The sequence below is a fragment of the Clostridium sp. FP2 genome, from assembly GCF_011065955.2.
In the GTDB taxonomy this organism is placed as follows: Bacteria; Bacillota; Clostridia; order Clostridiales; family Clostridiaceae; genus Clostridium_AD; species Clostridium_AD tagluense.
The window spans coordinates 795123-819853 of sequence record NZ_JAAMNI020000001.1; the positions used below are offsets into that span (position 1 = coordinate 795123).

Genomic DNA, 24731 nt, shown 5'->3' on the forward strand with positions numbered 1-24731 from the left:
GTGGAAGAGAAAATTTTAAAAGAAATTTATGAAAGTTTATCAAAAGGACATAAGGCAGCATTAGTCACTATTACAGATATAAAGGGTTCATCGCCCAGGAAAAAAGGATCTCTTATGGCAGTTTGGGAAGATGGAAGAATTGAGGGAAGTGTTGGAGGAGGTAATATTGAGTATTCGGCCATAGAAAAAGCCATAGAGTGTATTAAGAAAGAAACTGATGGTCAATTTGAATTTGAATTGAATGATGAAGGGGATTTGCATATGCAGTGTGGAGGAAAAGCTACTTTATATGTGAAGATATTTAAACCTAGATCAAAACTACTTATAATAGGGGCAGGCCATATAGGAGTAGAACTCTTTAAGCTAGCAAAGGTATTAGATTTTTATACTGTAATATTCGATGATCGGGAAGAATTTGCAAACGAAAAGCGATTTACCTCCGCCGATGAGATAATTGTAGGCGACATTGGGGGCAAGCTTTCACAGTATCCTATTGATGAAAATACCTATATTATAATAGTAACAAGAGGTCATAAATGTGACGCTGATGCTCTTAAGGTTACAGCTGAATCTGATGCTTCATATATTGGAATGATTGGAAGTAGGAAAAAAACAGAGTTTGTTATGAAGAATCTCATAGGTGAAGGAATTGGAAGGGAAGCACTTAAAAAGGTATATGCACCAATAGGAATTAACATTTCTTCGCAGGAGCCAAATGAAATTGCTTTTGGAATTATGAGTGAAATATTAATGGTTAAGAATAAAGGGTCACTACAACATCTAAAGGATATAAAAAAGGTGGATTTTTAGATATACCATAGGAATATGTAGTTAAAATTTCAGAATAACTAGGAGAAGTAAAATGAATGTAAATTGGAGAATTTACTTAAAAGAAGACAATATAAAGGTCTTTGGCAAGGGTCCTAAAATGTTACTTTTAAAAATTGATGAATTAGGATCTATAAGAAAGGCAGCAATTTCTATGAAACTTTCCTATACAAAAGCTTGGAATATGATTTTAAATTTAGAAAAGGGTACTAACATAAAGGTACTTGAAAAGCAAATTGGGGGTAAAAATGGAGGTGGGTCTATACTTACCGAGGAAGTTAGAATTTTGATTAGAAAATTTGATGAACTTGAAATAGAAGTAGGAGAGTGCATTATAGAATTATTCAATAAAAAATTCAAGGAATAAACCATATTGATATTATTTGTAATAAAAGGATTCATTATAGCAACCGTTATGTATTAGAAAACATAACCTGTTTTCTACCTAGAATTATGAGGAGTAAAGAAAATTTAAAAACACAAAGAAGGGAGGACAGAAAATTGGGTAATAAAAATATTTTTTTAACAGGAGATGTTCATGTTGGAAAATCTACTGCTATTATTAGATTTTTAAATAAGTATATTTCAAATTCCAGTAGTATTGCAGGTTTTAAAACAAAACCACTTTATGAAAATGGATCTCTAAAAGGATATTATATAGAAAACCAGATAGAGCCTAGAATTTCTAATATTTTAGAAAATATGGTAGGTATTAATACTGATTTTGGTAAAGGAAAATCTTGTTACGGTATTCCGGAAGTATTTGAAAAAAAAGGTGTTGAAATATTATGTGAGTCTTTAAAAATACCAAATTCAATTATATTAATGGATGAACTGGGCTTTTTTGAGAAGGATGCTCTAGAATTTAAGGCGCAAGTACATAGAACCCTTGATAGTCAACATAGTGTATTAGGAGTATTAAAAGAAAGGACAAATGAATTTCTAAATTCTATTGCAGCTAGGGAGGATGTTAAAGTGATTCGGGTTACCCTAGAAAATAGAGATAGTGTTGCAAAGGAAATTAATAAATATTGGGAGTGATTAATTATGAAAATAATAAAAAAAAGTTTTGTTTTATTTTTATCTTTGATAGTTTTACTTACAGGTTGTTCTAAACAAGCAATTGTAAAAAAAGAAGATACAAAAATAAATAAAAGTATTAGAGTTATTACAACATATAAACCTGCTACGGATATTGTACTTGCACTGGGAGGAAAAGATAAATTAGTGGGAGCAAATGATGGATCTAAAAAAGACCCACTTCTTGTGAAACTTGATGAAAACCTGGTAAGTAAATTAGCGGAAGTTGGTTCAAAGAAAAATGGTATAAATATTGAACAAATAGTTGCTTTAAAACCTGATGTAGTAATTCTATACCCCACTAAAGAATCCGATGACACTATGAAAAAATTAACTCAGCAAAATATAAAGGTTATTAGTATTAATCCTGAAAGTATAGCTTTGCTTCAATCTGATATTATTAAAATTGGAGATGCTATAGGAGAAAGTGAAAATTCAAAAAAATTAGTAGCTTATTATAAAGAAAAAATTGAAGATGTTACTAAAAAACTTACTACCATTAAAGATAAAAAGACAGTATATTTAGCTGGTGCTCATGGTGTTCTTTCAACATGCTCAGGAGATTTTTATCAACATGAAATGATAGAAGCGGCTGGTGGAATTGATGTTGCTGCTAAGTTAAAAGGTGGATGGAATGATGTATCTGTGGAGCAAGTAATTGCGTGGAATCCTGAGGTAATAACATCAGTTATGTATTGTAAGGATGGGAGTCCAGCTAAAATTATGGAAAAGGCAGAGCTTCAAACAGTAAGGGCCATAAAAGATAAAAAAATTTATCAGATACCATCTAATATTACACCTTGGGATATGCCGCAACCTAGTAGTATATTAGCTATATTGTGGATGAGTAAAACACTATATCCAGAACAATTTAAGGATTTAGATATTCATGCCGTTGCAAATAAATTTTATAGTGATTTTTATGGTAAATCCTTCGATGAGTTAGGAGGGACACTGCTTGGGAAAAGTAGTACCAAAAAATAAATTACTCCATAAAATACTATATCACAAATGCCTTTTATTTTTTATTATTTTCATTGTAGTCTTTGTGGTATCAATATTTATGGGTAGATATAAAATGAGTATTGCTGATTATAAAAATGTGTTTTTTAATTTACACAAGTTTCTCCTAGGCGAAACAATAGAGGATCCAAGTATTTTAATACTATATAAAGTCAGGCTTCCAAGAATCTTGCTTGCATCTTTTGTGGGAGCTGGCTTATCCATTTCAGGGCTTGTTTTTCAACAGGTATTTAAAAATCCCATTGCCTCGCCAGATATTTTAGGTGTTACTGCAGGTGCCAGCTTTGGTGCAGCCCTGGGAATCATATTGCCTTGGCAATTTCCCGGTATAGTTCAAATATGTGCATTTATTTTTGGAATACTTGCAGTGAGCATTGCTTATGGCTTAAAAAAGGCTTCGAAGGATAATAATATACTGTATTTGGTACTGTCCGGAATTATTGTTTCAGCTTTTTTTTCTGCACTACTGTCAATGGTAAAATATTTTGCAGATCCTTACCAGCAATTGCCCTCCATTGTTTTTTGGTCAATGGGTGGATTATACAGAGCAAATTGGATAAATGCAATTGGCACGGGAATAGTTGTTATTCCTAGTATTTTTATTATAAACAGTTTAAGATTTAAATTAAAAATGCTTTCACTTAATGATGACATGGCAAAAACCATGGGTATGGAGGTTTCAAAGTTTAGGAATTACATTTTGTGCTTAGTCTCTTTTGTAGTTTGTTTTTGCGTTAGTATATCTGGAACAATCAGTTGGATTTCACTTATAGTACCCCATATTACAAGAATAATTCTTGGATATAAGAATAAATATATTTACTTAATCACTAGTTTGATTGGTGCCACAACTTTAATTTTATTTGATGATATTGCAAGGACTATTAGCACTACAGAAATCCCCGTTGGCATACTTACAGCGGCTATTGGGGCACCTGTTTTAGGATATTTATTAATATTTAAGAAAACAATATAGTTAGGAGATACTATGGATATAAAAGTAGAAAATTTCTATTTTAGCTATAATGATAAGTCCATATTAGAGAATATTAATTTAGAATTCAAAAGAGGAAACATGTACGCATTGCTGGGTAGAAATGGATCAGGAAAAACTACCTTAATAAAACTAATTTTAGGTCTACTTAAGTTTAAGCGTGGATCAATTACCATTGAGGGTAAGAACTCTTATGATATTCCCATTAAGGATTTGTCCAGGTTAATAGCTTATGTTCCACAAAATGAGGAAGCGATATATGGAATTAAAGTTATTGAACTAGTGGTAATGGGGAGAAATCCCTATTTAAATTTATTTGATATGCCCTCTTGTAAGGAATATGAATTAGCCCGAAAAGCTCTTGAAAATCTAGGCATAGAACATTTAGCGCAGAAAAGTTATTCTGAAATTAGTGGTGGAGAAAGACAATTGGTTTTAATTGCTAGAGCATTAGTGCAAAATACAAAATTCATTTTAATGGACGAGCCTATTTCTAATTTAGATATTCGAAATCAGCATGAAGTATTAGGAAAAATTAAAAATATAGCAAGGGATTTTAACATAGGAATAGTACTTTCCATTCATGATCCTAATCTTGCAATGAGGTATTGCAATCAAGCAATTCTACTTAAGGATGGTAAAGTGTTACATTCTGGAAAAACTGAGGAAATACTATGTCAGCAGAGTCTACTCCAGGTATATGATATGAAATTTGAGGTGCTGAATTCAAAAAATGGTATAAACTTTGTTAGTTTATAAAATAGGAGAGAAATATGGAATTAGAATTACTTAGTATTATAAAAAATGAACTTATGGAAGATAAAAAAATTTGTTATGCTTTTATTATTGAACAAGAAGGGGCCACACCAAGAGGCGTAGGCACTTCAATGGTTATAAAGGAAAATGGAGAAACATTTGGCAGCGTAGGAGGTGGCAAAGTAGAACTTACAGCTATAGCGGCAGCCAAGAAGTGTATTAAAGAAGAAACTAGTGAGTCAATTTCATCAGATGTCTATGTTTATGACAATGGAGAAAAAATATGTACAGGAAAGGTTAAAGTATTTATCAAGACTTATATGCCACAAAAGAAGCTTATAATAGCAGGAGCGGGTCATGTAGCACATTGTCTTTATAAACTTGCTACTTTAGTAGGGTTTTCTGTATACGTTTTTGATGATAGAGAAGATTTATTAACAAAAGAAAAATATCCAAATGCAACAAGATTGATACATGGAAAAATTTCAGATACTATAAAAGATTATGATTTAGATAAAAATTCTTATGTAGTGATTACAAGCGGTTCACATAAATCAGATGAAGATATATTGAAGGAAGTTATAATGAAAAATACTGCATATGTAGGAATGCTTGGTAGCAAAAAGAAGATTTCTACTATAATGGATAACTTGTTAAGCCAAAGTATTGATGCAGAATTCTTGAAGAAAGTGTATGCACCAATAGGGATTGCAATTGGTGGAGAAACACCAGAAGAAGTAGCATTAAGTATATTATCAGAAATAGTTTTATTGAAAAATAAAGGGTCGTTGCAACATTTAAGAAGCTGAATTTTATATGATGAAAATATAAGTTAGGGGTGTATAATATGAAAAAAATACCTGTAAAAGATGCAGTTGGATCCGTTTTATGTCATGATATTACTCAGATTATTCCAGGAGTAGTAAAGGATATAGCATTTAAAAAAGGACATATAATTAAAGAGGAAGATATACCATTATTACTTTCCATAGGTAAAGAAAATCTATTTGTATGGGAGAAAAAAGAAGGATATCTTCATGAAAATGATGCTGCAGAGAGGTTAAGAGCCTGTGCAGCAGGTCAAGGCCTTACTTTTAGTGAAGTAAAAGAAGGTAAAATAAATTTTATAGCGGAGTATGATGGACTTCTTGTAATTAATACAAAGCTATTATATGAGCTTAACTCCTTAGGGGAGATAATTTTAGTTACACTACACAATAACTATCCTGTAAAAAAAGGACAAAAAGTTGCAGGAACAAGAGTCATTCCCCTTGTAATTGATGAGGATAAGATAAAAAAAGCAGAGGCGTTAATGGAACAGCAGAAAATTGTAAGTATCCTACCTTATGTGGCAATGAAAGTAGGAATTGTTACTACTGGTAGCGAAGTATATCACGGTAGAATAAAAGATGCTTTTGGTCCAGTAATAAGAAAAAAAGTTGAGGAATATGGCTGTGAAGTGCTTGGACAATCTATACTTTCCGATGATGAGAATAAAATAACACAAGCAGTTCAGGAGTGGATAGACAAGGGCGCTGAAATGGTAATTTGTACGGGTGGTATGTCAGTGGATCCTGATGATGTTACTCCTTCAGCGATTATAAAAACAGGAGCAGAGCTTATAACCTATGGGGCACCAGTGCTTCCAGGAGCAATGTTTTTATTAGCCTATAAAGGAGATATTCCAATCTTAGGACTGCCGGGCTGCGTAATGTATAGTAGAACAACTATATTTGATTTAGTTTTGCCAAGGATACTTGCAAAGGAAAGATTGTGCTTTGCTGATTTTGCAGCTTATGGACATGGCGGGCTTTGCAATGAATGTGAGGAGTGCAAATATCCTGATTGTGCCTTTGGAAAAGGAGTTTAGGGAAGAAAACTTAGAATAGAGGGCTGATATGAAAGACAAAGGATTATTTAGGATAATTTTAGCTTTAATATGCGGTATATGTGTTTTATTTTTAATAACACCTATCATTGCACTTTTCACTTTTCCTTGGGGGAGGTCACTGAATTTAATTTTGGATTCCTTTGTATTGAAGGCAATTATTATTAGTTTGAAAAGTACTTTTTTTTCACTATTAATAATTATAGCAGTGGGTATGCCAACAGCTTACTATATGGCAAGATACTCCTTTTGGGGAAAGAGATTTGTTGAAATAATTATGCAACTACCACTTGTATTGCCTCCAGCAGTAGCAGGGTTACTATTATTAGTTACATTTGGTAGAAATGGACTTATTGGAAAGCATCTAGCGCCCTTCGGTATTCAATTGCCTTTCACTTTTATAGCGGTGGTTATAGCGCAGGTGTTTATAGCAATGCCTATATTTATTCAGTCAGCACGCACTGGCTTTGAAAAGGTTGATAGGGAACTAGAGAATTCAGCAGCGGTTTTAGGAGGTTCTAATTTACAAATATTTTACCATATTACTATGCCACTATCAAAAAATTCCTTGATAACTGGTGCTATTTTATCTTGGGCAAGAGCACTTGCAGAATTTGGGGCAACTATGCTATTTGCAGGTAATTTAGCGGGAAAAACACAGACCTTGCCTCTTGCTATTTATACAGCAATGGAAGTGGATCTAAATATATCCATGGGGATTTCAGTATGTCTAGTGGTGGTATCAATTGGAGTTTTGGTCATATTAAAATGTATTGTAAGGTCGGAGGAGGATATCAATGTTTGATAGATATAGAAGAAAAAAGATGAAAATCAGGTATATTAGAATAATGTCAATTATAATGAGCCTGCTATTAATTATGTTAAGCGGAGGATGTAAATCAAAACAGGGGGGGAATGCAGTTAAACAAGAGATTACTGTATTTGCAGCATCTTCTTTAACAGAAAGTCTTCAAGAAATAGTAAAGTTATTTGAGAAAGAAAATCCAGAGGTAAAAGTAAAGCTGAATTTGGACAGCACAAGCAGATTAAGATTACAAATAGAGCAGGGAGTAGAAGGGGATGTTTTCTTTTCGGCAAACAAGCAGCATTATGATGCACTAAAAGAAGAGGGATATATCACTAAAGGACAAGCCCTATTATATAATTCCATGGTTGTGATTCTGCCAAAGAATAATCCAGCACATATAGAAAAAGTAGAGGACTTGCAAAATAAATGTAAACTTGTTTTAGCCTTGAAGGAAGTACCTGCTGGAGACTATGCAAGAAAAATAATTCACTCTTTATCAGGGAGCATTGGAGCAGAATTTGAGAAAAAGGTACTAAATAATATTGTGTCAGAGGAAAATAACGTAAAACAGGTGGTAAATAAGGTTGTAATGGGGGAAGCTGATGCAGCATTTGTTTATTCATCAGATATTACACAAAGTGTGAAAGATAAGGTTAAAGTGGTGGAAATTGCACCGAAGTATAATGTACGTGCAGAGTACTTCATTGGTAAACTGAAGGCTAAAAATGAAAATCAATATATTAAAAAGATCTATTCTTTTCTAATAGGAGAAGAAGCTCAAAAGATTTTTAAAAAATATGGATTCAATAGCATTAAATAGCAGGAAAATTCGTAATATAAATAGAAGGGAAGGGATAGTAGATGTTTGATTTAGGGATTGTAAATGGAAGGATATATATAGATGGGCGTTGGTATGAAGGAAATTTGTATATAAAAGATAATAAAATATCAACAATTTCCAATGAAGTACTAGAAGCTAAAGAAGAATATGATGCAAAAGGAAGAGATATATTACCAGGTTTTATTGATCCACATGTGCACTTTCAACTTACAGTAGGCACGCGTACCTCAGCGGATGATTTTTATAAGGGCTCAAGAGCTGCAGCCTTTGGGGGCATTACAACATACATTGATTTCTTAGACCCAGTAAAAAACAATATATCATTAAAAAAAGCTTTTAATATAAGAAGGACTTTGGCTGCAGATAGTGTAATTGATTATGCCTTCCATGCAACTATTGCTGATTTAGATGAGAAGCCTATTAGCTTTATAAATGAAGTTAAAGCCTTAGGAATTCCCACAATAAAACTATTTACCACCTATTCAAGTTCTGATAGGCGTACAAAGGATAGAACTATAGATAGACTTTTAAGCCATACTAAAGAAACAAGAACTCTTTTACTAGCACATTCAGAAAATGATGGACTAATACTTGAAGGTGGCAAAATACCTGTGATTCAACATGAAAGATCAAGACCTGCAATAGCAGAAATAAGTGAGGTTATAAAGCTTGCTGAAATGACTAAATATAGAGATGGAAGAATGTATATTGTGCATACAAATTGCGGGACAACCGTTGAGAGACTTAAAGAAAATTATAGGTCCATTCTCAATAGGGATTTTATCCTTGAAAGCTGTCCACATTACTTTATTTTTTCTTCTTCTAAATATTTACAGAGAGATGGGTATTTATACACCATGACTCCACCTCTTCGAAGTGATAGGGAAGTAAAAAAATTAAATGATCAAATAGATAATATATTTACAATAGGTACAGATCATTGTCCATTTAATTCCACAGAGAAAAATAGAGAATTTATTGATGAAATGCCTATGGGTATAGGGGGAGTAGAATATTCTTTCTCACTTATGTATGCAAAGTTTGGAGAAAAAGTAATTGATAAGTTCACAAAAAATCCTGCAATTGTACATGGATTGTATCCTAAAAAAGGAACCCTGATTCCAGGATCAGATGCAGATATAGTTATATTTGATCACAATGAACAGTATATTATAAAGGAAAATCATTCAAATGTAGACTACAATCTATATAAAGATATGGAGATAACAGGAAGAGTTTGTTCAACTATTTCTAAGGGTAAATTTGTAGTTAAAGATGGCGTTTTCATAGGTGGGAAAGGTGAATATTTGAGTCGAGAACTTAAATATTAATAATTTAAGAGATTTTTCTTAGATTATGCCATAAGGAAAAGTATATATTACTATATATAAATTTACATGAATTATGCGGAAAATGAACGCGAAAGGCTGCTATCAAGTGAGAAATTCTGATGCCAGATATATTATTTAACTTTAGCATTTTTATAATGCGTAAGTTATAATGGTGTATCTGGCATTTTAACGATATTTCAGATGATGGTTTAATGTGGAGTTAAATTTCAGTGATGGTTATGAAATAATGAGATTTATTAAGCAGAAACATAGACAAGGTAAAGGAGAAATATGGGGATAAATATTAGGCGATTTATGTATATATGCATGATATAATATTAGTATTATAGAAGCAAGTTCTCTAGCTTCAAGAAGGGGGAAGAATTATGACAGAAACTTTTATACCTAAAAGTAAGGAAGAAGCCTTAGGGCTCTTAAAACAAAAAAAATGTATAATTTTAGCAGGTGGCACTAATTTAATGGTAAAAACAAAGAAATGGTCTGAAGGAATATCTGACCTTGATAGTGATATTATCCTTATAAAGCATTTGCAAGAACTTAAAAATATTGACATAAATAATAGATATTTATCCATCGGAGCTGCTTGTACACTTTCTGAATTAGCAGAAACTATATTATTACCCAACTATTTTAGTGAAATAATATTAGATATGGCATCTCCAGCTATTAGAAATGCTGCTACTATAGGAGGAAATATATGCAATGTGGCATCAGAAGGAGATATATTACCTCTTTTATATGCTTTAGATGCCATATTAATAATAGAGTGTTTAAGTGGAACAAGAGAAATAGCAATAGCAGATTTTATTTTGGATAGGGGTAAAAAAGATTTAAGAGCAGAGGAACTTTTAGTGGAAATTAGAGTTCCTACAAATATGTTCAAATCATTTTATTATAAGAAAGTAGGCACAAAAAGATCTAATTCTCTTGCAAAGGCATCTTTTATTGGATTTTATATATTGGAACATGAGAGAATTGTGGATATAAGAATGGCATTTGGATCAGCAGGAGCTATGGCTGTAAGGTCTAGAGAGCTTGAGGATAGACTTAAAGGGCTTAGTAAGGAAGAAATGGAAATAATTACGAAAGATTTAGAGCAAGAGTATATTAAAATTATATTATCTATTGATGATAAGAAGATTACAACTGAGTATAAAAAAGAAATTTATTTGCAGTTAATTAGGGAGTTTTTGGTGAGTATTTATGATAGTAATTCAACAAAAAAATAGAGCAACAGAATGCCACCAACATGCCATTTGCCATGTTGGTGGCAATGTTTTTTAGAAAATCTAAGTAAATGAAACAATTCCATATCTATGAAATTATGATTATCGTTTACTAAGCCCTATTCTTCTGTGTTTGCCTTTTGACTGCTACAGGAAAGAATGTTATACCTAATTAGACTGGTTTTTACTATTATGAGGTGCATAAGTAATTATTAGTGGATTATATTTAAGATTTATATAAGGAGTGATAGATTTTGGTTGCTGATAAACTGTTTTATAAAACTTTATTAAAAAACATGTTTTCTGATTCATTTGGAATTGTGTTTTGGGATGGGAGTGAAGAAAACTACGGTGAAGGTGAGTCTAAATTTAAAATTATTTTTAATGAGCCAATACCAAAAGGTGATATTATAAATGATCCATCAATAGCCTTAGGAGAAGCATATATGACTAAAAAAATAGATATAGAAGGTAGTGTGCAGTCTGTTATAGAATCCTTATATAACAATAAGGAAAGCTTTTTGAGAAAAAGTGAGATGTATCAAAAACTAATTAAAATAGTAAAAAGTACTATAAAAAAAAGCAAAGATAACATACAATTTCATTATGATATTGGTAATGACTTTTATAAATTATGGTTAGATGATAATATGACTTATTCGTGCGCATATTTTGAAAAGGATACAGACTCTTTAAATCAAGCTCAAAAGAACAAAATAGATTATATTTTAAAAAAATTAAACTTAAAGCAAGGTCAAAGCTTACTTGATATAGGTTGTGGATGGGGTGAACTCATAATTTCAGCAGCTAAACAATATAAAGTGAAGGCTACTGGAATTACCTTAAGCTCAGAACAACTTCAAAAGGCTAATGAAAGAATAAAAGCTGAAGGATTAGAGGAGTTAGTTCAGGTTCGGCTTGTAGATTACAGAGAATTGAAGAATATGAGTTTTGATAGAATAGTTAGCATAGGAATGCTAGAGCATGTAGGAAAAGAAAATTTGCCTGAATACTTTGATGTAGTAAATAATCTTTTAAAGGAAAAAGGTCTGTCTTTACTTCATTGTATAACAGGAGTAAATGAAAGCGGTACAAACACATGGATAGATAAATATATTTTTCCAGGTGGAGACATACCTGGAATTAAAAACATAATTACTTATATAGCAGAACGGAAATTTGAATTAATAGATATAGAAAATCTTAGAAGACACTATGGAAAAACATTGGAACATTGGGCTGAAAATTTTGAGAATGCTCTTCCTATAATAGAAAAGAGTAAAGATGAAACATTTATAAGAATGTGGAGACTATATTTAAATTCCTGTGCAGCATCTTTTAATTGTGCTAATATAAATCTTCACCAAATATTATTTGTAAAAGGTGTAAATAATGATTTGCCTTGCACAAGAGAGTATATGTATAAATAGGTAAATGCCTTATGAAATTTAATAATAAAATTACAAAGATAGATTTTTGATTGCATGTATGTAAATATTATATAAAAAGTAGGTGAAATAATGAAGTACTTAAGACAATTAATGATTATTTTGATTCCATATCTTATTGGAACCGTATTACAACTAATATTTAATTTGCCAATTCCAGGATCAGTAATTGGACTTATTTTATTGTTTTTAGGATTACAAATAGGAATAATTAAAGTTGAAATGATAGAAGAACTTTGTGAGTTTCTTTTATCAAACATGTCTTTTTTCTTTATTCCTGCTGGAGTAGGTTTAATGACAGCATTCGGTGTGTTAAAAGGAAAATGGATACCATTTATCATTATAGTTATTATTTCCACGTGTTTAGTTTGGATTGTAACAGCCTTCGTAGTTAAAATTTTGAGGAGTGGACGTAAATATGAATAATTTAATTGCCTCACCAGTTTTTGGTGTGCTAATATCCCTTATTGCTTATGAAATTGGAATTTATATAAAGAAAAAAGGAAAACTTCCAATTTTCAATCCACTTTTAATAGCAATTATTATATTAATAGTTTTTCTTACAAAATTTCATATTAAATATGAAGACTACAATAACGGAGGGCAAATAATCTCGTTTTTCTTATTTCCTGCTACAGTGGCATTAGCTTTGCCTATGTATAAGAAATTTTCATTATTTAAAGAAAATGCTATTCCAATACTTATAGGAATTTTTAGTGGTGCTATTGTGGGTTTTGTATGTGTAGTGTCTCTTTCAAAATTATTTGGGATTGACAATGTAATTATTGAATCTTTGATACCAAAGTCTATAACAACACCTATAGGAATAGTTTTATCAAAGCAGTTGGGTGGACTTCCATCAATTACGGTTGTAGCTATAATAATGACCGGGATTATAGGTTCAATTGTGGGCCCCTTTCTATATAGTATTTTTAAAATTAAAGATAAAGTTGCCCTAGGAATTGCTATGGGAGCGTCTGCTCATGCGCTTGGGACAGCCAGGGCTATGGAAATAGGGGAAACTGAGGGGGCAATGAGTGGCTTAACTATGGCTATTTCAGGAATTGTTGCTGTTCTTTTATACCCTGTTTTGTGGAAAATATTTCTTGCATTCTTAAAATAATTTATTAATATACTGTATTTTAGGTGGCAGTTAAATTGTGTCTACAAACATAATATAAGCTTGATAAGGAGGTATTTTTATGGAGAAAAATGAAAACAAAGGGCCGCTAAATAAATTATTTGATTCAATAGACAATTTAGTATCTGATGAGAAGGAGCAAAAATTAAGAAGTAAATTGGGAAAAGAGATACGCAGGTGTATTTTTACAGATGATATAATTGAGAAACTTAATGAGAATGATTTTACAGGTTTGGTTGAACAAGAAGAAGAATTAATAGAGCTTTTTTCTATGATATTTCCTGTTTTTGTTGAAAAGAATGATGTTATATTTAGGTTATATAAGCATAAAATTGAAGTTGATTTATCAGAAAAAATGAGTGATAGATATATTTATATCTTTTCAGATGGTAGACTTACATCAGGTTTATTTGAGTGTTTTAAGCTTTATGATGATGAGTACATTTATGGAGTAAAAAAGATAATAAATATCATCCCAAGTTTTAGAGAAACTATACTAGAGGAGCTAATAAATTTAGATAAAAATGAAAAGCTACATAAAGAAAAGATGGGAAATTATAAGGACAGAGAAATAGTAGCTAAGAAAAATTTCAATGAATTATTAGAGAACTTAAATAAAGTTAAGTAAATGTGTGTAAATATTGTATATAGGAATTCTCTTGTGGATAAATAATTAAATAGTGGATTTTAAAGAGGCAGTAAGGTTGCAGAATATTTTGCAAACTTGCTGTTTCTTTTTTTAGGTTATGTTTTGCTAATAGTATCGGTGTAAAGCAAAGATTTAGATAAGAGGTTGCCATTCTCATAAGTAACCCTAAAAACATTTACCTTATCTCCCACCACTTCATTAATAACCTCATATTGTTTATTACTAAGAATTGAATTTGAGTACACATTAAATGTTACAGTTTTGTTTTGCACTATAGATTCTATATATATTGGGTAAGAATATGTATTTTTAAACCTATAATCCAGAAGTCCGTAGGCAACTGTAGCATCTAATCCTTGACCAATATATGCGGAATGTAAAGTGTGAGGGTACCTTTCCACAGAAATTATATTAGTTCTCAAAATAGCATTATAGAGTGTAGTTGAGACTTGGCACACTCCACCACCTATGTCATCTACAATTTTATCATCTATAATTCCTTTTGCAGTTTTATATCCTCTTTCAATAGATCTTTCACCTACTTCATCATTAAAGCTGAAAATATCACCTGGCATAAGAATTTTTCCATTTATAGCGCTGGAAGCTACTCTAATATTTTCTGAGCGATTTTCACTTGAATTCTCAAAGTCAGTTGTAACAGTAGATATCATAGTATTTATACCTTTTAAATCATTTTCTTTAATCTTTGGTTCAATTTTTTTTAATTCAGCTTGGACTATTAAATTTTGTTCTTGTTCAATATTATTAATTTTGTTAATTATAGCTTGTTTTAAAATTGCGGGATCAACCGTATATCCATATTCCTCTTTAGCTATAAGCAATTGCCCCAAAGTGTTTTTAATAAGAGTTGCATTGGTTGCTTTTTTACTATTCTCTTTAACAATCTCCTTAAGAACTGTATCTACAATATTATAATTGTAAGTATGCTTAAGCTTAAGAACTTTCTCACCATGTGAATTTATAGCAAGAAAATTTTTGAAAATATTATCTTTTCTGCCAATATCATAAGCACTATCAAGGACTTTAATATAATTATATTTCATATCAAGTTTTGATGTATCAATAGTATATTGCTTGTTATTAAGTTTTACTGTTATGTTTTTTTGCGCAATGAGGTTATTTTGATTTTCAACAATAGCTTTTTTTGCTTCATCCACTGTCTTTCCACCTACATATACATCTTCTACCCATACCTTTGGATATATTTTTGATTTGTATTTTGTTATGTTATAATACATGCTAATTCCTTGTATACTAAATAGAACTCCAATTATAACAAATACTGGCTTTTTTCTTTTTTTCGTTTGTTTTTCTGTTTTTGTAATAACATTTGACAACATTGTTGTTGCACCTCTTCTTATGATTAATAATAAATATATTATATATGTATAATAATAAAACTATTGTAGATGTTTTACAATAGCATTACTCTTATATATTTAATATTTTTCTAATTGATTTTAAATGATAACAAGTACATCTTATTATTATCTATTTTATAGTTCAATATTTTCAAATACTCATTTTCTGAGAAATATTATTATACTGCTAAATATAAGGTTATAGGTGATAAATGCAGTGTAGGCCGTGAACATTCCAATAGAATTATATAATGCTATCAGCATATAAATATATGGGTTTGATAAATCTGTTTGCAACTAGCAATATAATCTATATGCCACCCACATGCCAATTGCCATGTGGGTGGCACTATTTTGACGGAAAAATAAAAAAAAATTGCATTTATTCTAAAAATCATGTATTGTAGTTGGTAATGAACAATGAAAAATAAAGTGCGCAAAAGCTTAATACAGGGGGTATAAACAGTGAAAAAATTTAAAAGAGTACTAGTAGCAAATAGAGGCGAAATTGCCATAAGAATTTTTAGAGCCTGTCATGAACTCGGGATTCGTACCGTGGCGATTTATTCCAATGAGGATAAATATTCACTTTTCAAAACTAAGGCAGATGAAGCTTATTTAATTGGAGAAAACAAGAGTCCCGTTGAGGCATATCTTAACATTGAGGAGATAATAAGTCTTGCACTTAAAAAAGGAGTGGACGCCATTCATCCAGGGTATGGTTTCTTATCAGAAAACCCTGAATTTGCAAAAAAGTGTGCTAGTGCAGGTATTGAATTTATAGGACCCACAGCAGAAATGATGGATAAACTGGGAGACAAGATTAAATCAAAAATTGTAGCAAATGCAGTGGGAGTTCCCACTATACCTGGAGATAAAAAAGAAGTTGAAACAATTGAGCAGGCAAAGGAACTTGCCGCGAAATGTGGATATCCCGTTATGATAAAGGCAGTTGCTGGTGGCGGTGGGCGCGGTATGCGAATTGTAAGAAACGAAGGAGAACTTGCCTCTTCTTATAGAAGTGCTAAAAGTGAAGCAAAAAAAGCCTTTGGTATTGACCAGCTTTATATAGAAAAATATCTTGAAAAGTCTAAACATATAGAAGTGCAGGTTCTTGGAGATAAGTTTGGCAATATTGTTCATTTGCATGAAAGAGATTGCTCTATTCAAAGAAGGCATCAAAAGGTTGTAGAATATACTCCTGCTTTTTCAATATCGCAGGAAAAAAGAAATGAAATATGTAGTGACGCACTAAAAATAGCTAAATCAGTAAATTATAGAAGTGCTGGAACCTTAGAGTTCTTAGTTGATACCCATGGAAATCATTTTTTTATAGAAATGAACCCTAGAATTCAAGTTGAGCATACTATTACAGAAATGGTGACAGGTATTGATATAGTTCAAAGTCAAATTTTGATAGCAGAAGATTACGCACTAAATTCCGAAAATATTGGAATCTCTTGTCAAGAGGATGTTAAAGTTAACGGATATTCTATTCAGTGCCGAATAACAACAGAGGACCCTTCTAATAATTTTGCACCAGATACTGGGAAAATAGAAGAATATAGAACAGGTTCTGGATTTGGAATAAGGCTTGATGGTGGTAATGGTTTCGCAGGAGCTGTAATTAGTCCTTATTACGATAGTCTACTCGTAAAAAACATATCTTGGTCTAGAACCTTTCAAGATGCCATAAAGAAATCTATAAGGGCTGTGGAAGAAACTAAAATTACGGGAGTAAAGACAAATGTAGGTTTTTTAATTAATGTATTGAATCATCCTACTTTTTTAAAGGGAGAATGTAATACAGATTTTATTGAAGAAAATCCAGAATTAATATCCATTGCACCTAAGGCAGATGAAGAAAGCAAAGTGTTAAAGTTCATTGGTGAAAAAGTGGTAAATGAAACTAATGGCATTAAAAAGCTTTATGATGTGCCACAAGTTCCCAAAATTATAATGCCAGAAAAATTAAGTGGGACAAAACAGATATTAGATATGCAGGGGACAGAAGGTCTTTTAAAATGGGTGAAAGATCAAAATAAATTATTGTTAACAGATACTACTATGAGAGATGCTCATCAATCCTTAATGGCGACTAGAGTGCGAACAAAGGATATGTTAAAGATAGCAAGTGCAACATCTGTTTATGGAGGAGATTTGTTTTCCCTTGAGATGTGGGGAGGAGCTACTTTTGATGTAGCTTATCGTTTTTTAAATGAATCCCCATGGGAAAGGCTTTCGCAGCTACGAACGAAAATTCCTAATGTGCTTTTCCAAATGCTTATACGTGGAGCAAATGCAGTAGGCTATAAAAATTATCCGGATAATATAATTCGGGAATTTATTAAAGAATCTGCAGAGACTGGTATTGATGTTTTTAGAATTTTTGATTCACTGAATTGGTTAAAAGGAATGGAAGTTTCAATAGAGGAAGTTCTTAAAAGTGGAAAGGTTGCAGAAGCGTGTATTTGTTACACTGGGGATATCTTAAATGATAAAAAAGATAAATATAATTTAGATTATTATATTAAGCTAGCAAAGGAAATTGAAAAAACAGGAGCTCATATTTTGGGAATAAAAGATATGTCTGCATTACTTAAACCTCATGCTGCATTTAAGCTAATAGATGCTCTGAAAAAAGAAGTAGGAATGCCTATACATCTTCATACCCATGATACTACGGGCAATGGAGTTGCTACAGTTTTGATGGCGGCAGAGGCTGGTGTGGACATTGTGGATACTGCTTTTAATAGTATGTCAGGACTTACTAGTCAACCAGCTCTAAACTCAGTTGTTGCAGCACTTAAGAATACTGACAGAGATACTGGTATAGAACTTAAAGGGATTCAAGGAATTTCAGATTATTGGGATGCAGTAAGACCAGTTTATTCTAAGTTTGAATCGGGACTAAAATCTGGTTCTGCTGAAATTTATCGATATGAGATTCCAGGAGGTCAATACTCTAACCTTAAACCACAGGTAGAAAGTTTCGGTCTTTCCCATAAATTTAATGAAATTAAAGAAATGTATAAGGTAGTAAATGATATGGTAGGGGATATTGTAAAGGTAACTCCATCCTCTAAAATGGTTGGGGACTTTGCAATATTTATGGTTCAAAATGACCTTACACCAGAAAATATATACCACAAAGCAACTAATATGTCTTTCCCAGATTCCGTTGTAGCATACTTTAAAGGAATGATGGGTCAACCAATGGGAGGCTTTCCAGAAAAGCTTCAGAAATTAGTTTTAAGGGGGGAAGAGCCAATTACCGCAAGGCCTGGTGAATTGCTTCCTGACGAAGATTTTAGTAAAATAGAAAAACACTTAATAGAAAAATTTAATATTGTTCCAGATAAAAAAGATTTGCTAAGCTATTCCTTATACCCTGAGGTATTCGATGGCTATATAAAATACACTAAGGAGTTTGGAGATTTAAGTAGAATTGGAAGTGATGTTTATTTCCACGGGCTAAGCGAAGGTGAAACCTGTGAAGCTGAAATTGCTGATGGAAAAGCCTACATGATAAAGCTACTTAAAATAGGTAAATTAGATTTAGAAGGCAACAAAGTTGTGGCTTTTGAAGTGGATGGAAATAGAAGAGAAATAAAAATAAAAGATAGAAATAACAAAGTTTTACAAGAGTTCCAAGCCTCAGAAATGGCGGATGCATCAAATCCTTTAGAGATTGGATCGCCAATACCTGGAACTGTCTCAGCCATTTTAGTGGCGCAGGGAGATACAGTAACTGAAAATCAACCATTAATGATAGTTGAGGCTATGAAAATGGAGACTAGAGTAAGTGCAAGCATAGCAGGTGTGGTTGAGTCAATTAATGTTAAAGAAGGGCAACAAGTAAGGGCTGGAGAATTGCTAATAAATTTAAAATAAAAAGTAACAGCCACGTGGCAAGCGTGTGGAAGATATATAACATATTTAATGCGTTGGTAGAGAGAATTGAAATTCTTGAACCAGCGCATTTGGCTTTTATTTTGATTATAATAAGGGAATAAGTTTTATTAAGATTAGATTTGTAAAAATAACAGGTATTTTGACGAAACAAATTGCAAAAAAATAAATAAATGATTTAAATATGTTATTATTAAGTACAAGTTACAAAACTAGTAAAAAAAACACAGCAAACGATTGATATAAATGTAAAGTAAATAGTAATTTAATCGATAATAAGGCATAGGATTATAATTATTTTAGAACAGGCTTAAAAATAAAAAGCACGTAACTTAAATGATTACTACAGTAATATAGGATTAGGCATGAAGGTATTGCCGAAGGGGGAATATTTTAAATGTTAAAAAAGTGTGGATGACATAATCAGATTTTTTATAGTAAAGCACTTTAGGTACGATATATTAAGGAATGTATGATGAAAAAAAGAAGGGATGAGTTAAAATGCAATTTTTTATAAATTTAAGTTTAAAGAAAAAACTTATATCAGTATTTTCAGTAATTTGTATTTTTATAGTTTTAATAGGAGCAGAGGGTATAGCAAGTTCATTAAAGATAAATAAGGGTTCTAAGATTATATATAGCACTAATTTAAGAGCTATCGAAGATTTAGAGGAAATTAAAGGAAAATTAAATTATGGTAGTGCTAATATGCTTAGAATTGTTTTTGAAAGAGATAAGTCTAAATTAGATGAACAAATAAAAATCAATAATGATTTAACAGATGAAAATGAAAAGACACATCAAACATATAATAGTTTGCCAGCCGAATTAAATCTTGATGTAGAAAAAGAAATGACAAAAATCGATGACGATTTTAAAAATGAATTAGCAAAATATACAGAGTTAAAAACTAAGAGTATTGAACTTGTGAAAGCAGGAAACTATGAGGAAGCAGTTAAAATTTATAACACACAGGAAGCCTCAATAAGACAACCTGTTTTTGATGCCTTAGTTAAATTAATTGCTATAAATACAAAATCAGCGGAGCAGGTAAATTCAAATAATACAGCCCAATTTAATAATGCTAGAAATTTAATTATAATTTATACAACCATAGCATTTTTAATCATAATTCTTATGGGGTACATATTAAGTAAGAATATAATGGGGCCATTAAACAAAATTAAAGATTTAGCGCAGAGATTATCGTCTTATGATTTCTCAACTCCAATTACTATTACAAGAAAAGATGAATTTGGACAAACAGCTTTAGCTTTAAATACTTCACAGGAAAATGTAAGTAGCTTAATAAAAGAGATAATGAACAATTCTTCTGATATGAGTGCATCTTCTGAAGAACTTTCAGCTACAACTCAGGAAATAACATCTAGAATAGAAGTTATAGATCGTTCAACAGCGGAAATAAATAGTTCGGTTCAAGAAGCCAGTGCTACATCAGAGGAAATAACTGCATCAGTTGAAGAAGTTAATGCAAGTATGGAAGAACTATCTTCAAAGGCTATGGAAGGTAGCGGTAATGCTGCTCAAATTAAGGATAGAGCCAAAAATGTTCAGGAATATGCTAAAAGCGCATTGGAAAAAAGTAACAGTATTTATGAAGAAAAGGAAAAGAATATATTAAAAGCTATAGAAGATGGAAAAGTTGTAGATGAAATAAAAGTTATGGCTGATGGAATTGCAGCAATTGCAGCACAAACTAATTTACTTGCATTAAATGCAGCTATTGAAGCTGCTAGAGCTGGAGAACAGGGCAAAGGTTTTGCAGTAGTTGCAGATGAAGTAAGAAAGCTTGCAGAAAAATCCTCAGAAACTGTAAATACTATTCAAAGTACAATAGTAAAAGTTCAAGATGCATTTAAGAATTTATCAGGAAATAGCAATGATATACTTAAATTCATTATAGAAAATATTAAACCTGTTTTAGAACAATATTCAAGAGCAGGAAAACAATATGGTGAGGATGGTGACTTTATAAGCGCCATGTCAGAAGAAATTGCATTAATGTCAGAAGGGGTGGAAGCTACAGTAAATCAAGTTAGTACGGCAGTTCAAATTTTGGCTGAGAATTCACAGCTTTCGGCAGAACGTACAGGAGAGATTCAAATTAGTATTGATGAAACCTCAAAAGCTATGGAACAAGTAGCACAAACTTCACAAATTCAAGCAGAATTTGCACAAAAGCTTAATGAATTGGTACAGAAGTTTAAGATTTAACAAGAAATAATAAGGTATGTAATTATAAAAACTATAGAAAATTATTTTTATAAAGAGTAAAATGAGAGATATAAAAGTTTGTTTGTTAAACAAATGAGGAGGGATAGTTATGGAGATTAATAAAATATCACAACTGGTGAAGACTATAAGTAATGGAGCAACGCAATCAACAAAAGGAATTTTAGGTAACGATTCAACAGGAGATGCTAGTTCTAGTTTTGAAGCTTTACTTAATCAGATAGTGAACAATTCACAAAATACGACTTTAAATAATGCTGGGACAAGTATTCCTAATGTTAATAGTAAGGATAATATAGTTAATGGACTAGATAGTGTATCATTACAATCTCAAAAGACTGAGCAGCTTCAACAAATGGTTATGCAACAAATGATGCAGATTATGACAAAACAAGATACAAATAGTAGTTCAAGTATTGGTACTGTTGAAAGTGAAGATAGTTCAAATAGTCTTTTTCCAAGTACGAATAGCAGTAATGACATGTCTAAATTACTACAAACTATAGTGCAAGAGCAAACTAATACTAGTACTACCAATAATAAACTAGATAATTCAAGTCAAGTTAATGCTATTTTAAGCAAGAGCAATCTTTAAATTTAGATTTTAAAGAATACTTTTCATATTTAAATTACGAATTAAGGGAACTCATTTGAGTTCCCTTAATTCGTAACTTAAATATTTCTTATTAGCTGCAACAAGTCTTTTTTCTTATAACTTCATATTAAAGCATTACTAATAATATACATATTTTTAGTTATATAAACACAAAATAGATACCTCCATTTTTTTAAAAAGGAAGGGTGTTATTTATGAATGAAAAAAATAATATAGGTATTAATGATGAGCCAACCGCTAAATCTTATTGGCTGGATTCAACTCCTGAAACAAACTATCCTAGGTTAGAAAAAGATATTAATGTTGATATAGTAATTATAGGAGGAGGCATTACAGGAATTACAACTGCTCTCCTTTTAAAAAACGAAGGTTTTAAAATAGCATTAATAGAAGCAGATAAAATAGCTCAGGGAACTACAGGACACACAACAGCTTATGTTACTTCACAACACGATATAATATATAGTGATTTAATCGAAAGAATAGGAATAAAAAAAGCTAAGCAGTATGCAGATGCTAATGAGGGTGCCATAGATTTTATAGAAAACACAGTAAAAAAATATAATATTGATTGTGACTTTTGTAGGGTGCCAGCATATACCTATACAACAGATGAAGATTATGTAGAAACCATTATGGCAGAAGTAGATGCAGCCATAAGCCTAGGTATAAAAGCAAAATATGTTGAAAAGTTAGATTTGCCATTTTCAATAAAAGGTGCACTATGTTTTGAAAATCAAGCTCAATTTCACCCTAGAAAGTATCTTCTTAAAGTTGCAGAAAATATCTCTGGTAATGAAAGTCAAATATATGAACATACAAGAGCTGTAGATATAAAGCATGATAATTTATATACTGTAATAACAGATACAGGCTTTAAAGTAAGAGCTTCAAAGGTTATTTTAGCTTCGCACTTTCCATTTTATGATGGATTAGGATTATACTTTGCAAGACTTCGGGCAGAAAGGTCATATGTAATAACAGCTAAAATAAAAGATGAGTTGCCAAAAGGTACATTTGTAGATTCAGGAGAGGCAGGGTGGTATTTTCGCTCACAAAATTATAGAGATGGTCAAATGATAATTATTGGGGGTCAAGACCATAAAACTGCTCATGGTGGCGACATGGTGGAGCATTATGACAATTTGAAAAAATTTGCGCAGGAAAATTTTGCTGTTGAGGGATTTTTATATAGATGGTCGACTCAAGATTATATAACAATAGATGGTGTACCTTATGTAGGTAATCTTACTTCTAAATCAGAAAATATTTATGTAGCTACAGGTTATGGCGAATGGGGAATGACAAATGGAACCGCAGCTGCAAATATATTAAGGGATATTATAGTTAAGAATAAAAGCCCCTATGAGGATGTATACAATCCATCGCGCCATATTTCAACTGATGGAATTACGAACTTCGTTAAGGAAAACTTTGATGTTGCAAAGGAATTAATAAAAGGAAAACTTGAAATTGGGCAACACAATATTGATTTAAAAAATGATCAGGGAAAGGTTGTAGATATTGATGGAGAAAGATATGGGGCATATAGGGATAAAAACGGTGAGCTTCATATAGTTGATATAACGTGTACACATATAGGTTGTGAACTAAAATGGAATAGTGCAGAATCATCTTGGGATTGTCCTTGTCATGGGTCAAGATTTACTTTTGAAGGCGACATTATAGAAGGGCCAGCTGTTTGCAGGTTAAATCACTACAAAGAAGGTAAAAATACCATTGATTCAAATATAATTTGATAAAAATTATGCTATATAAAAACTCGAAAATACTTAGCCTAGGTTAAGTATTTTCGAGTTTAAAGAAGCTTTTTATTCTATTAGCCTTTAACTATAACTAACATCATTTTAAATCTTTCATTAGCCTCTAAGCCATGGGGTATGTTGGCTGGCATTAATATTATTTCACCCTCTTTAACTATAACAGGCTCATTATCCCCTATTGTTATTGTAACCTGTCCTTCAGTTACATATACTAATGCATCTCCAGGTGCTGAATGTGTACTTATTTCTTCTCCTTTATCAAAGGCAAATAGTGTTATACTAACGTTATTTGTTTGTGTTAGTGTTTTACTTACAACTTGTTTTTCTACATATAATACCTCTTCTTTTAGTCCTAATGCCGTTGCAACTTCAATATTTTTAAAAAATTTCCCATTCATAATTATTCCTCCTTATATTTCATTATTATTATTATTATTATTAAAACTTTTGAAGCTTAATATTCATTTCTTTAAATCTAGTTGTAATATTATTCAAAGGTACTTTAGCAAAAATCAAGAAAGGCTTACTATAATTTCATTATGCTTTAAATCTATTTAGTCCAAGTACCTTGCTTTCTTATAACTCTATTGTATGTTTAATTTGATTAGAAAAATATGATTCAAATCAAAATATAAAAATAAATTGAATTTACATTTTTAGAGTTTGGCGAAAATTATGAGGCTTATCCAGCAGCGAGACTAGTTACAAAATCACTCTATAATATCTTGTATAATAATAAAAGGTGTAACA

General features: G+C 31.5%; 22 protein-coding genes. 20 read left to right on the plus strand and 2 right to left on the minus strand.

From position 1 onward, the window contains the following. The 16 genes from G9F71_RS03795 (at position 1) to G9F71_RS03870 (ending at position 14013) form a co-directional block, all read left to right on the plus strand. Positions 1-810 (plus strand): XdhC family protein, encoded by an 810-nt coding sequence (locus G9F71_RS03795; RefSeq protein ID WP_164949599.1) that lies wholly within the window; start codon positions 1-3, stop codon positions 808-810. Positions 811-862: 52 nt separating this feature from the next. After that, positions 863-1195 (plus strand): winged helix-turn-helix domain-containing protein, encoded by a 333-nt coding sequence (locus G9F71_RS03800; RefSeq protein ID WP_164949600.1) that lies wholly within the window; start codon positions 863-865, stop codon positions 1193-1195. A gap of 134 nt (positions 1196-1329) precedes the next feature. Next, positions 1330-1869, plus strand: a complete 540-nt coding sequence (locus G9F71_RS03805) for a nucleoside-triphosphatase (protein WP_164949601.1) — start codon at positions 1330-1332, stop codon at positions 1867-1869. Between the two features lie 6 nt (positions 1870-1875). Continuing rightward, the gene (locus tag G9F71_RS03810) at positions 1876-2892 is read left to right on the plus strand and encodes an ABC transporter substrate-binding protein (protein WP_164949602.1); all 1017 of its coding nucleotides are present in this window, start codon (positions 1876-1878) and stop codon (positions 2890-2892) included. Further along, complete coding sequence (locus tag G9F71_RS03815; protein ID WP_202017928.1) at positions 2867-3907, plus strand: FecCD family ABC transporter permease; 1041 nt, start codon at positions 2867-2869, stop codon at positions 3905-3907. The genes G9F71_RS03810 and G9F71_RS03815 overlap by 26 nt, the downstream gene beginning before the upstream one ends. A 12-nt stretch (positions 3908-3919) precedes the next feature. Further along, positions 3920-4684: an ABC transporter ATP-binding protein gene (locus tag G9F71_RS03820; protein ID WP_164949603.1), complete on the plus strand. Its 765-nt coding sequence runs from the start codon at positions 3920-3922 to the stop codon at positions 4682-4684. Between the two features lie 14 nt (positions 4685-4698). Further along, the gene (locus G9F71_RS03825) at positions 4699-5490 is read left to right on the plus strand and encodes an XdhC family protein (protein ID WP_164949604.1); all 792 of its coding nucleotides are present in this window, start codon (positions 4699-4701) and stop codon (positions 5488-5490) included. Between the two features lie 38 nt (positions 5491-5528). Beyond that, the gene (locus tag G9F71_RS03830) at positions 5529-6551 is read left to right on the plus strand and encodes a molybdopterin-binding protein (RefSeq protein WP_164949605.1); all 1023 of its coding nucleotides are present in this window, start codon (positions 5529-5531) and stop codon (positions 6549-6551) included. 28 nt (positions 6552-6579) lie between these two features. Beyond that, positions 6580-7374: an ABC transporter permease gene (locus G9F71_RS03835; RefSeq protein WP_164949606.1), complete on the plus strand. Its 795-nt coding sequence runs from the start codon at positions 6580-6582 to the stop codon at positions 7372-7374. Next, entirely contained in the window at positions 7367-8197 is an 831-nt protein-coding gene (gene modA / locus G9F71_RS03840; protein WP_164949607.1) for a molybdate ABC transporter substrate-binding protein, read from the plus strand. Before G9F71_RS03835 ends, modA begins: the two co-directional genes overlap by 8 nt. 41 nt (positions 8198-8238) lie before the next feature. Continuing rightward, positions 8239-9549 carry a dihydroorotase gene (locus G9F71_RS03845; RefSeq protein WP_164949608.1) on the plus strand — a complete coding sequence of 437 codons (1311 nt, stop codon included), beginning with the start codon at positions 8239-8241 and terminating at the stop codon, positions 9547-9549. 386 nt (positions 9550-9935) lie between these two features. Next, positions 9936-10799, plus strand: coding sequence for an FAD binding domain-containing protein (locus G9F71_RS03850; protein WP_164949609.1), 864 nt, complete (start codon positions 9936-9938; stop codon positions 10797-10799). 251 nt (positions 10800-11050) lie between these two features. Next, positions 11051-12226: a class I SAM-dependent methyltransferase gene (locus G9F71_RS03855; RefSeq protein ID WP_164949610.1), complete on the plus strand. Its 1176-nt coding sequence runs from the start codon at positions 11051-11053 to the stop codon at positions 12224-12226. A 90-nt stretch (positions 12227-12316) separates the two neighbouring features. Beyond that, positions 12317-12670, plus strand: coding sequence for a CidA/LrgA family protein (locus tag G9F71_RS03860; protein ID WP_164949611.1), 354 nt, complete (start codon positions 12317-12319; stop codon positions 12668-12670). Continuing rightward, positions 12663-13367 carry an LrgB family protein gene (locus G9F71_RS03865; RefSeq protein WP_164949612.1) on the plus strand — a complete coding sequence of 235 codons (705 nt, stop codon included), beginning with the start codon at positions 12663-12665 and terminating at the stop codon, positions 13365-13367. The genes G9F71_RS03860 and G9F71_RS03865 overlap by 8 nt, the downstream gene beginning before the upstream one ends. Before the next feature lie 79 nt (positions 13368-13446). Beyond that, complete coding sequence (locus G9F71_RS03870; protein WP_164949613.1) at positions 13447-14013, plus strand: hypothetical protein; 567 nt, start codon at positions 13447-13449, stop codon at positions 14011-14013. Positions 14014-14129: 116 nt separating this feature from the next. Here the strand turns inward: G9F71_RS03870 and G9F71_RS03875 are convergent, their stop codons facing one another. Next, entirely contained in the window at positions 14130-15395 is a 1266-nt protein-coding gene (locus tag G9F71_RS03875) for a VanW family protein (protein ID WP_164949614.1), read from the minus strand. A gap of 486 nt (positions 15396-15881) precedes the next feature. Between G9F71_RS03875 and G9F71_RS03880 the strand changes: the two genes are divergently transcribed. The 4 genes from G9F71_RS03880 (at position 15882) to G9F71_RS03895 (ending at position 23957) form a co-directional block, all read left to right on the plus strand. Next, positions 15882-19310 (plus strand): pyruvate carboxylase, encoded by a 3429-nt coding sequence (locus G9F71_RS03880; RefSeq protein WP_164949615.1) that lies wholly within the window; start codon positions 15882-15884, stop codon positions 19308-19310. A gap of 519 nt (positions 19311-19829) precedes the next feature. Beyond that, positions 19830-21563 carry a methyl-accepting chemotaxis protein gene (locus G9F71_RS03885; protein ID WP_164949616.1) on the plus strand — a complete coding sequence of 578 codons (1734 nt, stop codon included), beginning with the start codon at positions 19830-19832 and terminating at the stop codon, positions 21561-21563. Between the two features lie 109 nt (positions 21564-21672). Beyond that, positions 21673-22176, plus strand: coding sequence for a hypothetical protein (locus G9F71_RS03890; RefSeq protein WP_164949617.1), 504 nt, complete (start codon positions 21673-21675; stop codon positions 22174-22176). A gap of 215 nt (positions 22177-22391) precedes the next feature. Beyond that, the gene (locus G9F71_RS03895) at positions 22392-23957 is read left to right on the plus strand and encodes an FAD-dependent oxidoreductase (RefSeq protein ID WP_164949618.1); all 1566 of its coding nucleotides are present in this window, start codon (positions 22392-22394) and stop codon (positions 23955-23957) included. Positions 23958-24037: 80 nt separating this feature from the next. Here G9F71_RS03895 and G9F71_RS03900 read toward each other — a convergent pair whose 3' ends face one another. After that, the gene (locus tag G9F71_RS03900) at positions 24038-24379 is read right to left on the minus strand and encodes a cupin domain-containing protein (RefSeq protein ID WP_164944793.1); all 342 of its coding nucleotides are present in this window, start codon (positions 24377-24379) and stop codon (positions 24038-24040) included. Positions 24380-24731: the final 352 nt, after the last annotated feature.

Coding starts and splice junctions, on each gene's coding strand:
- G9F71_RS03810 (WP_164949602.1), top strand. CDS start 1,876: ATGAAAATAATAAAAAAAAGTTTTGTTTTATTTTTATCTTTGATAGTT.
- G9F71_RS03845 (WP_164949608.1), top strand. CDS start 8,239: ATGTTTGATTTAGGGATTGTAAATGGAAGGATATATATAGATGGGCGT.
- G9F71_RS03800 (WP_164949600.1), top strand. CDS start 863: ATGAATGTAAATTGGAGAATTTACTTAAAAGAAGACAATATAAAGGTC.
- G9F71_RS03870 (WP_164949613.1), top strand. CDS start 13,447: ATGGAGAAAAATGAAAACAAAGGGCCGCTAAATAAATTATTTGATTCA.
- G9F71_RS03860 (WP_164949611.1), top strand. CDS start 12,317: ATGAAGTACTTAAGACAATTAATGATTATTTTGATTCCATATCTTATT.
- G9F71_RS03865 (WP_164949612.1), top strand. CDS start 12,663: ATGAATAATTTAATTGCCTCACCAGTTTTTGGTGTGCTAATATCCCTT.
- G9F71_RS03890 (WP_164949617.1), top strand. CDS start 21,673: ATGGAGATTAATAAAATATCACAACTGGTGAAGACTATAAGTAATGGA.
- G9F71_RS03835 (WP_164949606.1), top strand. CDS start 6,580: ATGAAAGACAAAGGATTATTTAGGATAATTTTAGCTTTAATATGCGGT.
- G9F71_RS03825 (WP_164949604.1), top strand. CDS start 4,699: ATGGAATTAGAATTACTTAGTATTATAAAAAATGAACTTATGGAAGAT.
- modA (WP_164949607.1), top strand. CDS start 7,367: ATGTTTGATAGATATAGAAGAAAAAAGATGAAAATCAGGTATATTAGA.
- G9F71_RS03875 (WP_164949614.1), bottom strand. CDS start 15,395: ATGTTGTCAAATGTTATTACAAAAACAGAAAAACAAACGAAAAAAAGA.
- G9F71_RS03900 (WP_164944793.1), bottom strand. CDS start 24,379: ATGAATGGGAAATTTTTTAAAAATATTGAAGTTGCAACGGCATTAGGA.
- G9F71_RS03895 (WP_164949618.1), top strand. CDS start 22,392: ATGAATGAAAAAAATAATATAGGTATTAATGATGAGCCAACCGCTAAA.
- G9F71_RS03885 (WP_164949616.1), top strand. CDS start 19,830: ATGCAATTTTTTATAAATTTAAGTTTAAAGAAAAAACTTATATCAGTA.
- G9F71_RS03820 (WP_164949603.1), top strand. CDS start 3,920: ATGGATATAAAAGTAGAAAATTTCTATTTTAGCTATAATGATAAGTCC.
- G9F71_RS03850 (WP_164949609.1), top strand. CDS start 9,936: ATGACAGAAACTTTTATACCTAAAAGTAAGGAAGAAGCCTTAGGGCTC.
- G9F71_RS03830 (WP_164949605.1), top strand. CDS start 5,529: ATGAAAAAAATACCTGTAAAAGATGCAGTTGGATCCGTTTTATGTCAT.